The 10,602-nt window shown below is 68.9% G+C and carries 9 protein-coding genes; 8 read left to right on the top strand and 1 reads right to left on the bottom strand.

Annotation, left to right across the window (positions count from 1 at the left end):
* Positions 1–160 precede the first annotated feature (160 nt).
* Entirely contained in the window at positions 161–3,835 is a 3,675-nt protein-coding gene (murJ, locus tag CA982_RS19325) for a murein biosynthesis integral membrane protein MurJ (protein ID WP_086536874.1), read from the top strand.
* A 30-nt stretch (positions 3,836–3,865) separates the two neighbouring features.
* On the opposite strand, the gene CA982_RS19320 is transcribed toward murJ, so the two are convergent.
* Positions 3,866–4,861, bottom strand: a complete 996-nt coding sequence (locus CA982_RS19320; RefSeq protein ID WP_244176383.1) for a sterol desaturase family protein — start codon at positions 4,859–4,861, stop codon at positions 3,866–3,868.
* Positions 4,862–4,962: 101 nt separating this feature from the next.
* On the opposite strand from CA982_RS19320, the gene CA982_RS19315 reads away from it, so the two are divergent.
* The 7 genes from CA982_RS19315 to trxB all read left to right on the top strand — a co-directional run bounded on the left by CA982_RS19315 (position 4,963) and on the right by trxB (position 10,586).
* Positions 4,963–5,673: a TetR/AcrR family transcriptional regulator gene (locus CA982_RS19315; RefSeq protein ID WP_086536873.1), complete on the top strand. Its 711-nt coding sequence runs from the start codon at positions 4,963–4,965 to the stop codon at positions 5,671–5,673.
* Positions 5,674–5,838: 165 nt separating this feature from the next.
* Entirely contained in the window at positions 5,839–6,696 is an 858-nt protein-coding gene (locus CA982_RS19310; protein ID WP_086536872.1) for an SH3-like domain-containing protein, read from the top strand.
* Positions 6,693–7,415 (top strand): thiocyanate hydrolase subunit gamma, encoded by a 723-nt coding sequence (gene scnC / locus CA982_RS19305; protein WP_086536871.1) that lies wholly within the window; start codon positions 6,693–6,695, stop codon positions 7,413–7,415. The genes CA982_RS19310 and scnC overlap by 4 nt, the downstream gene beginning before the upstream one ends.
* A 4-nt stretch (positions 7,416–7,419) precedes the next feature.
* Positions 7,420–7,788, top strand: a complete 369-nt coding sequence (locus tag CA982_RS19300) for a thiocyanate hydrolase (RefSeq protein ID WP_086536870.1) — start codon at positions 7,420–7,422, stop codon at positions 7,786–7,788.
* A 97-nt stretch (positions 7,789–7,885) separates the two neighbouring features.
* Positions 7,886–8,452 carry an RNA polymerase sigma factor SigM gene (sigM, locus tag CA982_RS19295; RefSeq protein ID WP_086536869.1) on the top strand — a complete coding sequence of 189 codons (567 nt, stop codon included), beginning with the start codon at positions 7,886–7,888 and terminating at the stop codon, positions 8,450–8,452.
* 145 nt (positions 8,453–8,597) lie between these two features.
* A complete protein-coding gene (locus CA982_RS19290) occupies positions 8,598–9,425 on the top strand; it encodes an anti-sigma factor (protein WP_086536908.1) in 828 nt (275 codons plus the stop codon).
* Positions 9,426–9,569: 144 nt separating this feature from the next.
* On the top strand, positions 9,570–10,586 hold the full coding sequence (trxB, locus tag CA982_RS19285; protein WP_086536868.1) for a thioredoxin-disulfide reductase: 1,017 nt from the start codon (positions 9,570–9,572) through the stop codon (positions 10,584–10,586).
* Positions 10,587–10,602: the final 16 nt, after the last annotated feature.

Below are 10,602 nucleotides of genomic sequence, written 5' to 3'. Positions count from 1 at the left end.
CGCGCCGCGCACTCCGAACCCGCGATCGACCACTGCCCGCCCCGGTCGTACCGCGCCCTCGACCGGTCGACCGCCGACTCCCCGCCCGCCCGCACCGGCGGCGCCACCACCGGCACCGGCCCGGCCCGACGTGTCACCCGCTCAGGGTCACACGCGGGTCATGACCGCGCCCGCGCCCGGCCGGCCGTCGGGCGGCCCGGTGACCAACGTCGCGACGTCGGAGCACAAGGCGTCGTCGGACCAGAAGGCGTCGTCGACCGGGTTGGCGCGCGACTCCGACTCGAGCATCCTGCGCACCAGCGGGTCCATCGCGATCGCCACCCTGTTCAGCCGCATCACCGGCTTCCTGCGCACCGTGCTCATCCTGGCGATGCTCGGACCCGCCATCGCCTCGGCGTTCCAGGCGGCCGACGTGCTGCCGAACATGATCGCCGAGGTGGTGCTCGGTGCCGTCCTCACCGCGATCGTGATCCCGCTGCTGGCCCGTGCCGAAGCCGAGGACAAAGACGGCGGGGAAGGGTTCATCAACCGGATCTTCACCATCACCGTCGTCGTCCTCGGGACCGCGACGGTGGTGGCGGTGATCGCGGCGCCGCTGCTGACCTACCTCAATCTGGGGGACGGGCAGGTCAATCGCGAGCTCTCCACCGCGCTCGCCTACCTGCTGCTACCGGAGATCCTGTTCTACGGACTGTCCGCCCTCTTCATCGCGATCCTCAACCTCCGCGGGCACTTCAAACCGGGGGCCTGGGCGCCCGTCCTGAACAACGTCGTCCAGATCACCACACTCGTGCTCTACGCGGTGGTGCCCGGCGACATCACGCTCAATCCCGTCCGGATGTCCGACCCGCAACTCCTGGTGCTGGGTATCGGCTGCACGACCGGTGTCGTCCTGCAGGCCCTCATCCTGGTGCCGTTCCTGCGCAAGTCGGGCGTCCGCCTCCGCCTGCAGTGGGGCATCGATGCCCGGTTGCGCCAGTTCGGGAACATGGCGGTCGCCATCGTCGCGTACGTCGCGCTGCTCCAGGTGGGCCTTATCGTGACGTACCGGATCGCGTCGTCGGCCGACGCCTCGGGCGTGAGCATCTACTTCACCCACTGGCAGTTGCTGCAGCTCCCGTACGGCGTGCTGGGCGTGACCATTCTGACCGCGATCATGCCGCGACTGTCTCGCAACGCCGCCGCGGACGACACCAAGGCCGTCGTCGACGACCTGTCGCTGGCGACGCGGCTCACGATGGTCGCCCTCGTCCCGGTCGTGTCGTTCATGACGTTCTTCGGGCCGGCCATCGCCATCGCCGTGTTCAACTTCGGCAAGTTCGACGCCGCGTCCGCGTCGCAACTGGGCTCGGTGCTGTCCTGGGGCGCGTTCACCCTCATCCCGTACTCGATGACGCTCGTCCAGCTCCGCGTGTTCTACGCACGCGAGGACGCGTGGACCCCGACCTTCATCGCGCTGGGCATCACCGTGGTCAAGGTCGCGTCGTCGTATCTCGGGCCGGTGCTCTTCGACGATCCCGAGCTCATCGTGCGCTGGCTCGCGCTGTCCAACGGGCTGGGTTACCTCATCGGTGCCGTCGTCGGTCATTTCCTGCTCCGCAGCCGGCTGCGCGGGGCCCGGCTGTCCGATGTGGCACGCACGTCCGTCGTCACCTTCGCCGTCTCGGTCGGCGTCTCGGCGACGGTGTGGGCCGTCGCGAAGCTGACCGGTCTCGACCACATGATCGGCTGGCTGGGCAAGGTGGGGTCCGTCCTCTACCTCGGGCTGACCGCCGCGGTGGTGCTCGCGGTGACCTACGCCGGACTCGCCGCGGCACGCGTGCCCGACGTCGTGGCGATCGGCCTGGCGGTTCGCCGCCTCCTCGGCCGGTTCATCCCGTCCCTCGCCCCGCCGGCACAGCCCGAACGTGAACAGTCACCGGCGATCACAGTTCAGTTTCCGCGGGTCACCGGCGACGAATCGCTCCCGTACTCTGGTCAGGTACAGGTGCTGCGCCGCTTCGACAGAGGTACCGCGACGTGGCAGTCGTACTCCGTACACTCCGGTGGCGCGATCGGCGCGACCCGGGATGTGCGCCCCATCCCGGAACGCGCGCCGGTACCGCGCGACATCAGATACCGCAGGAGAGGAGTCCGTCGCGTGAGTGACAGTGAGGTCGACACCACCGCTGCCACCGGGCCGCCCACCGAGCCCGGAGCCGGCGACGCACCCACTCCGCCGACGCCGACTCCCGCCGGTGCCGATGCCGGTACGACCGGCACCGGCGACGCAGCGAGCCCACGCCGTCGCGGTCCACGTCTCATCCCCGGCGCGGCCGTCGCCGGCGGTCGATACCGACTGCTCGAGCAGCACGGCGGCACCCGCGGACTCCAGTTCTGGCGGGCGCAGGACATCAACCTCGACCGCGAGGTCGCTCTGACCTTCGTCGACGCCGAGCAGTTGGCGCCGCCCCCCGAACGCGGCCAGGCCGCGAAGATGTCCGACCAGGGACCGCAGGCGGTGCTGTCGCGCACGCTGCGTCTCGGTCAGATCAACTCCGACGGCGTGGCACGCGTTCTCGACGTCGTCCGCGGATCCTCGGGCGGCATCGTCGTCGCCGAGTGGGTGCCCGGATCGTCGCTGGCCGACGTGGCGCGGTCGGAACCGTCACCGATCGGTGCCGCCCGCGCGGTGCGTTCACTCGCCGCGGCCGCCGAGATCGCCCACCGCTCCGGTGGTGCGTTGTCGATCGACCATCCCGACCGCATCCGCATCAGCCACGACGGCAACGCGGTGCTCGCGTTCCCGGGGACCCTCGCCGGCGACGACAAGGCGTCCGACGTCCGCGGACTCGGAGCCGTTCTGTACGCGCTCCTGCTCAACCGCTGGGCGCTCGACCCGGCCGACGGTTCCCGGTTGATCACCACCGCCGACACCACCGAACCCGTGGGCGGGATCCCGGTCGCCGCCCCCGGCGACGACGGGCAGCCCGTCGAGCCGCGGGTGACCAAGCCCGACATCCCGTTCGAGATCTCGGCGGTCGCCGCGCGCGCACTCGACGGCACCCGTGGTATCCGCACCGCCGCCACCGTGCAGCACGTGCTCGATCAGGCCACCGTCGTCGACCTGAACACCGACATGCTGCCGGCCATCACCGATGCCGACGCACCGCCGCCGGTGACGGTGACGCCGCGTCTGGGTGGCGGCGGCGAGAAGCCCCCGCGTCGCAACCTGGCGTTGCTCATCGGCGCCGGGCTCCTGGCGCTGTTCATCGTGATCGCGCTGATCGTGGGCGCCACCAACGTCTTCGGGGGCAGCAGCGGATCGAGCGACATCGACTCCATCCTCACCACCACCGAGCCGGCACCCCCGCCCGGGGCCAACCCGCCGCCGACCCCGGCGGCACCGGCCGCCCCGCAACCGATCGCGCTGCAATCGGTCTCGGTTGTCGATTTCTCCGCGCAGACGCCGGACAACTCGGCGAACGTTCGCAACGTGATCACCGGCGCCGCACCGCCGTGGCAGACCGACAACTACCGCGGCCGGCCGGATTTCGGCGGGCTCAAGCCGGGCCTCGGACTCATGTTCGACCTCGGCGCGGAGCGCGCGGTCCGATCGGTCACCATCGAGAGTCCGACGCCCGGCATCGGCGTCGAGATCCGGACCGCGCCATCGGCGCGTCCGGCATTCGCCCGGACCACCACGGTGGCCTCAGGGCAGGTGGACCAGGCGTCGACCACGATCACGATCGCGCAGCCGCCGACCACCCGCTACGTGATGGTCTGGCTCACGAGCCTGCCGAGTTCGGGAAGCGGCTACCAGGCAGAGATCTCTCGCGTCACGATGGCCGGCTGACGCGCCGGTCCTCCTGCCCTGCAGCCGAAGTCACTCTGCGGACGCTCGCGCCGTCGAGTCGGTGACGGTCGTCGTCGTGCCCGGCGGCTCCGGTGTCACAGGTAGGGCGAGGTCGTGCGGCGTCCATCCCGGTGGTCCGAAGACATAGCCGAGGCGGGCGCGCCACGACGAGGCCCCGCGGACGTCACGGGCGATCGCCGCGTACTCGTGGGTCTGCAGCCGCAGGATGTTGTAGGTGTCGACAGGTGTGGTCAGTCCGTAGCGGGGGCGTCTGATCTCCGGTGTGAAGGTGCCGAACATGCGGTCCCACACGATGAAGACGCCGCCGTAGTTGCGGTCGAGGTACTCGGGGTCGCAACCGTGGTGCACGCGATGGTGCGACGGTGTGTTGAACACGAATTCGAAGGGCGCCCACAGCGTTCCGATCCGCTCGGTGTGAATCCAGAACTGGTAGATGAGGTTCAGCGAGTAGGCGGCGAACACCAGCGCCGGCGGGACACCGAGCAGGGGGAGCGGGATCCACATCAGCACCGCAGCGCTGATGTTCCACTTCTGGCGGAGGGCCGTGGCGAAGTTGAAGTATTCGCTGGAGTGGTGGGCCTGATGGGTCGCCCACACCAGTCGAACGCGATGAGAGACACGGTGGCTCCAGTAGAAGAGGAAGTCGACGCCGGCGAACGCGATCACCCACGTGTACCACTCGCTCGCGGGGAATTGCCATGGGGCGACGTAGGCGAACAGTGCGCTGTACAGGAGCAGTCCGAGGAACTTCCAGAAGGTGCTCGTCGCGATCGACACCAGACCCATCGACACGCTCGACCGCGCGTCCCGGGAGTCATAGGCGCCCGGCGGCGCCTGTCCGGGACGACGGACGGCCTCCGCTTCGGCGGCGCCATCCCCGGTCGGCTCGTGCTCGTCGTGCTCCAGCTTGGCCGCGGCGAACCATTCGATGGCGAGCAGGGTGACGAAGAACGGGATCGCGAGCACGGTCGGCTCACGCATCGGCTCCGGTAAGAACTCCAGCACGGTGTACCCCTCACGACAGCATCTGACACGATGCCATGTCAGTTAGTTCTGACAAGGTAACGTGTCAGAAGTAGCGCTGTAAAGACCCGGAGGGAGATCGCGTGGCGTCCGTGCCGGAGCCGGCCCCAACGACATCGGCGAATCCGCCCGGCCGACGCTATGGCGGCGCCGACCCGGAGCAGCGGCGGGAGCGGCGGCGCGCCGCACTCATCACGGCCGGGCTCGACGTGTTCGGCACCGACGGGTACGCAAGGGTTTCGGTGAAGGGCATCTGCGACCATGCGGGTCTGACGCAGCGCTACTTCTACGAGTCATTCGCCGACCGTGCCGCACTGCTCGTGGCAGTGTACGAGGACTGCGTGGCCTTCGTCCGCGCGGCGACCGTCCAGGCCGCCGCCGGCATCGCCGACACCGAGCTGGTGGAGACCACGGAAGGCGTTCCCGCCGAGCGTGTTCCGGATGTCACCCGCGCCGCCCTGGGTGCTTTCATGTCCTGCCTCGCCGACGATCCCCGACGCGCACGGGTGATGCTGGTCGAAGTGGTGGGTGTGTCGCCCGAGATCGAGCGGGTCCGGATGCGCGCCATCCACGACTGGGCCGCCCTCATCCTGGCGCTGGCCCGCGGCGCTCGACCGCCGTCGGACCGAGAGCGCCTGGCGTCGGTGGGCCTCGTCGGCGCAGTCACCCAGCTGCTCGTCGACTGGTACGTCGCAGGCACAGAGGAAGCCGACACGAAGCGATTCGCGCTCGACGAGATCCTCGACGTGTGCGTGGAGCTCTTCGTCGCCGCCTACGGCCGGCTCCTGACCTGACCCTTCGAGGCTCGCTGCGCTCACGCCTCAGGGAACAACGGCAGAGTCCCTTCGCTCACACCTCAGGGAACAACGGCTCCGAAAACGCTCCGAGAGCGAGAGGTCGGGAGTACATTCTCCTGCAACTGCGCTTCAACCGTCGGACATGGGTCCGGGAGGTGTCCGGTGAGCACTGCCGAAGAACGTGCGAGGCAACTCGATCTTGTTGCGCGGCTTCACTCCTCATATCCCGAGCTGCCCGATGCGCCGACACCGGACCTGCTCGATCACGGTCGGTTCGTCGCCTATATGAAGCCGGTCCATGACGTCGGGGGTGAGCCCGACGCTCCGATCACCTACGAGGGAAAGGCCTACGAGGAATGGGAGCACATGACCTATGTCATGTGCGAAGTCCTTGCCTGGCGCGGGATCTGGCTGTCCGAGGAGCGTCGTCGAATCGGCAATGTCGATGTGGGCCGCGCCGTCTACCTCGGAATCCCGTACTACGGGCGCTGGTTGCTCGCCGTCGCCCGGATTCTCGTCGAGAAACATCACATCGCGCTCGGCGAGCTCAGCGAGCGCATGCTCGAGGTGCGGCAACGCTACGCCGGGGGACTGGACGGCCGGACCCTCGAGGCCCGGCCCCGCAGCGTCGGCGACGGATCCGGTGTTCCGCGGAACACCCATCACCGTCACGCGATCGGGATCGGCGACCCGCAGATCTACGCCGGACAGGCCGGCGACGCCGCCTTCGCGATCGGCGACCATGTCCGAGTTCGCGAGCTTCCCGTCCTGTTGTACACGCGGACACCGGAATACGTCCGAGGGGCAGTCGGCGAGATCGCTGCCGTCGCGTACGAGAGCCCGGCGCCCGAGGACGAGACCTGGGGTCTCTCCGACGCCCGGCCGGAGTGGTTCTACGTGGTCCGGTTCGCCATGGGCGACCTCTGGCACGAGTACACCGGACCCGCCGACGACACCTTGCAGACCGAGATCCCCGAGCGCTGGCTCGAACCGGCCGGGGGAGAGGACGAACGCCGATGAGCGACGACCACGGCTCGCATGACCACGACCACGACCACGACCGTACGGTCAAACCCATGGTCGACGAGATCACCGACTTCGAGGTGCTCGAGATCGCGCTGCGCGAACTGTGCATCGAGAAGGGGTTGTTCACCACCGAGGAACACCGCCGCTTCACCGAGTTCGCCGAGCAGATCGGGCCGACGCCCGCCGCAACACTCGTCGCCCGGGCCTGGCTCGACCCCGATTTCGCGAAGCTGGCACTCGACGATCCGATGGCGGCCAGCAGGGAGGTCGGCGTCGACTGGCTGGAGCCCACCGGATTCGGAACACCGAGTGATTTCACGGCTTTCGAGATTCTCGCCGACACCCCGACCGTGCACCATGTGATCGTGTGCGCGCTGTGCTCGTGCTACCCGCGTCCCATTCTGGGGAACTCACCTGAGTGGTACCGGACCCCGAACTACCGCCGTCGGATGGTGCGGTGGCCCCGACAAGTGCTGTCCGAGTTCGGACTCCAGCTCCCCGACGGTGTCTCGGTACACGTGCAGGACTCCAATCAGAAGCATCGGTTCATGGTGATGCCGCAGCGCCCCGAGGGGACCGACGGATGGACTGAGGAGCAGTTGTCGGAAATCATCACCCGCGACTGCCTCATCGGCGTCGCACTGCCCAAACCGGGAGTCACCACCAACGTCGTCTCCGCCATCCGGCCGGCCGTCCACCCGGCGGGGGAGTAGACGGATGACCGACGAGGGACACCCCGAATCCCATCGACCGCTCGACGAGATCGTCGAGCGCAACCAGGTGTGGCATCGGATGGCGGCGAAATACGGTGTCGAGAACCCTGTTCCGCCGTGGAAGACGAGCCTCGACGGGCTCTGCGACGCACTCGACCGGGTCGCCGACTCCGCGGCCGCGGGCACGGGGACCCCCGGCGTCGTCGAACGACGCGACGACGAGGACCGGTTGTCGTCGACGATCTACGCCGATCTGCCCTACCCCGAGAACCAGCTCGTCGCGCTCGCGCACACCCTGCTGGATCGAGGCGTCATCGACGAGGGGGAGTTGCGGACACAGATGGACGCAGTGCGCGCGCGCCTACAGGCCTGACCGGCCGCGCCTGAGGAAGAACTCCCATCTTGTCGGCATCTGTGCACAGGCGTCGCTCCATCGGATGACCCGGTCCGGGCTCCATTACTCTCAGCCCATGCCCGGGGGGAACGACGCGACCGACACGCGTACCGACGAGCAACTCCTGCACGCCCACCTCGCCGGCGACCCGCACGCCTTCTCCGATCTGATCAACCGTCACCTCGAGTACCTGTGGTCCGTCGCGTTGCGGACGAGCCAGAATCCGGAGGACGCCGCCGACGCCCTGCAGGATGCCCTGTTCGCCGCTCATCGGACCGCACAGGACTTCCGGGCCGATGCCAAGGTGACGAGCTGGCTGCATCGAATCGTCGTGAATGCGGGGCTGGATCGCATCCGGCGCAACAGAGTTCGCAAGACCGTGCCCCTCCCGGAATGGGATGTGGCCGCGATCGCCGACACCACCGACGGCATCGCCGCGGTCGACCTGTCGGTGTCGATCGGGCGCGCCCTGCACGTTCTCCCGGAAGGACAGCGCGCAGCCATCGTCGCCGTCGACATCGAGGGTTACACGGTTGCGGAGGCGGCGACCATCCTCGGCGTCGCCGAGGGCACGATCAAGAGTCGGTGCGCGCGGGGCCGACTCAGACTCGCGCAGGTGCTCGGCCATCTGCGCGACGGTTGACCGGTTCCACCGGGTGGCGTCGATCCGTTCCCGGCCGATCGCGATCACGGGGAACCGAATCGGGACTGCGCGCGTCCAAGTAGTCGACGCCGACCGACGCGAACACCACGACCACCCGCGACCCCCGGAATGGAAGACTGACACGATGACCCCTCGGGGACCCGATGACCACGAGACGAGTGATCTTCCCGATCCGCCGTACTCGGCGGACGTTCTCGCCGCCTTCCACGCCGGAGTGCTGCCCGATGCGGTGGCGGTGCACATCCGGGCCCGTCTCGCCGAAGACCCTGCTGCGCAATCGATCCTGGCCGCCCTGGATCGCACCACCCACGAGCTGCGCTCCGCCGAGCCGGCGGTGGTTCACGTCCCCGACACCGTGCGTGACGACGTCGCGGGCACTCTCGCCGCGCTGGCGCGGGAGCGCCCGGACACGTCCCGTCCGTCGGTCGGCGGTCAGGGTTCGCCCGCTTCCGAGTCCCGGCCCGTGCCTGTCGACGTCGCCACCGGGCACCGAGGGCGACGACGCAGCGGGACCGGACACGACAGCCGCCGCACGATCACCCGCGTGCTGCTGGCGGCGGCCGCGGTCGTCGTCATCGCGGCCGGCTCGATCGGAGTACTGCGCCTGATCTCGGCGTCCGACGCGGCTTCCGACCAGGCACCTCGAGCACAGTCGTCGGCGTCGCCGGCCCCGGCCGGTTCCGCCGATGTCGCGGTCGCGCTCGCCGTTCTCGGCCGGACCGAGGGAGCACCGTTCGGCTCCGTCGAAGCACTTCGTCGCTGCACGGCCGCCCACCGCGTGCCCGCCGACGTCGTGATCGTCGGCTCGGGCCCCATCCTCGTCAACGGTGCCGGGGCCGCGGCGATCCTGCTCTCGACCGGGGTCGCGGGACGCTTCGACGCACTGATCGTCGGCCTCGACTGTGACCTGGGAAACCCGGCGCTGATCTCGCGCGGCATCGTCGGCGGGTGATCGGCGGGGCCCATGGAGACGCAGGCGCCGCCCGCCGGGACACGCGGCGCGTCCGCGGGAACATCTCCGCTTACCCTGGTGTTGAAGCAGCCGTGACCCGCCTGGACTGGGCGGGTCTCGCTCAACCCACAGCACGGAGGACAAGTGAGCCAGCCAGAGACCCAGCAGATCCACGAGTTGATCATCATCGGATCTGGTCCTGCCGGGTACACCGCAGCGATCTACGCCGCGCGCGCCGAGCTATCTCCCATCGTCTTCGAGGGCACCCAGTTCGGCGGCGCCCTGATGACGACCACCGAGGTGGAGAACTTCCCCGGTTTCCAGACCGGCATCCAGGGTCCGGCGTTGATGGACGAGATGCGCGAGCAGGCGATCCGATTCGGTGCCGACCTGCGCATGGAGGACGTAGACACGGTCCGGCTGTCCGGCCGGATCAAAGAAGTCGAGGTCGGCGGCGAGGTCCATCGGGCCCGCGCGGTCATCCTCGCCATGGGCGCCGCCGCGCGCTACCTCGGCGTCGAGGGGGAGCAGCAGCTCCTCGGGCGTGGAGTGTCGGCGTGTGCGACCTGTGACGGATTCTTCTTCAAGGATCAGGACATCGCCGTCATCGGCGGTGGCGACTCCGCGATGGAGGAAGCCACCTTCCTCACCAAGTTCGCGCGCAGCGTCACTCTCGTCCACCGCCGTGACGAGTTCCGGGCGTCGAAGATCATGCTCGAGCGCGCACGCGCCAACGACAAGATCCGGTTTGTGACCAACGCCGCCGTTCAGTCCGTCGTCGGCGACGGTTCGGTGTCGGGCCTGAAGGTCGAGGACACGCGGACCGGCGAGGTCAGCACCCTCGACGTGACCGGCATGTTCGTCGCGATCGGCCACGACCCGCGTAGCGAGTTGGTCCGCGGACAGGTCGACCTGGACCCCGAGGGTTACGTCCTCGTCCAGGGACGCACCACGCTCACCTCGCTGCCCGGTGTGTTCGCCGCGGGTGACCTCGTGGACCACACCTACCGTCAGGCCATCACAGCCGCCGGCAGTGGCTGTTCGGCCGCCATCGACGCCGAGCGCTGGCTGGCCGAGCAGGGCGAAGCCGCCGACCTCACCGTCGACGACGCCGAAGCGGCCGCCGTTTCCGAGATCGACGGTGTTCAGGCACCTGCCTGAGCCGTCAACCACATTC

The organism is Gordonia lacunae (assembly GCF_002149015.1).
GTDB classification, from domain to species: Bacteria; Actinomycetota; Actinomycetes; order Mycobacteriales; family Mycobacteriaceae; genus Gordonia; species Gordonia lacunae.
This window is presented reverse-complemented; position numbering and strand designations above follow the sequence as displayed.

Excerpts from the sequence above, each read along its gene's own strand:
- murJ (WP_086536874.1), top strand. The coding sequence starts at position 161 with ATGACCGCGCCCGCGCCCGGCCGGCCGTCGGGCGGCCCGGTGACCAAC.
- scnC (WP_086536871.1), top strand. The coding sequence starts at position 6,693 with ATGAGCGACGACCACGGCTCGCATGACCACGACCACGACCACGACCGT.
- CA982_RS19300 (WP_086536870.1), top strand. The coding sequence starts at position 7,420 with ATGACCGACGAGGGACACCCCGAATCCCATCGACCGCTCGACGAGATC.
- sigM (WP_086536869.1), top strand. The coding sequence starts at position 7,886 with ATGCCCGGGGGGAACGACGCGACCGACACGCGTACCGACGAGCAACTC.
- CA982_RS19290 (WP_086536908.1), top strand. The coding sequence starts at position 8,598 with ATGACCCCTCGGGGACCCGATGACCACGAGACGAGTGATCTTCCCGAT.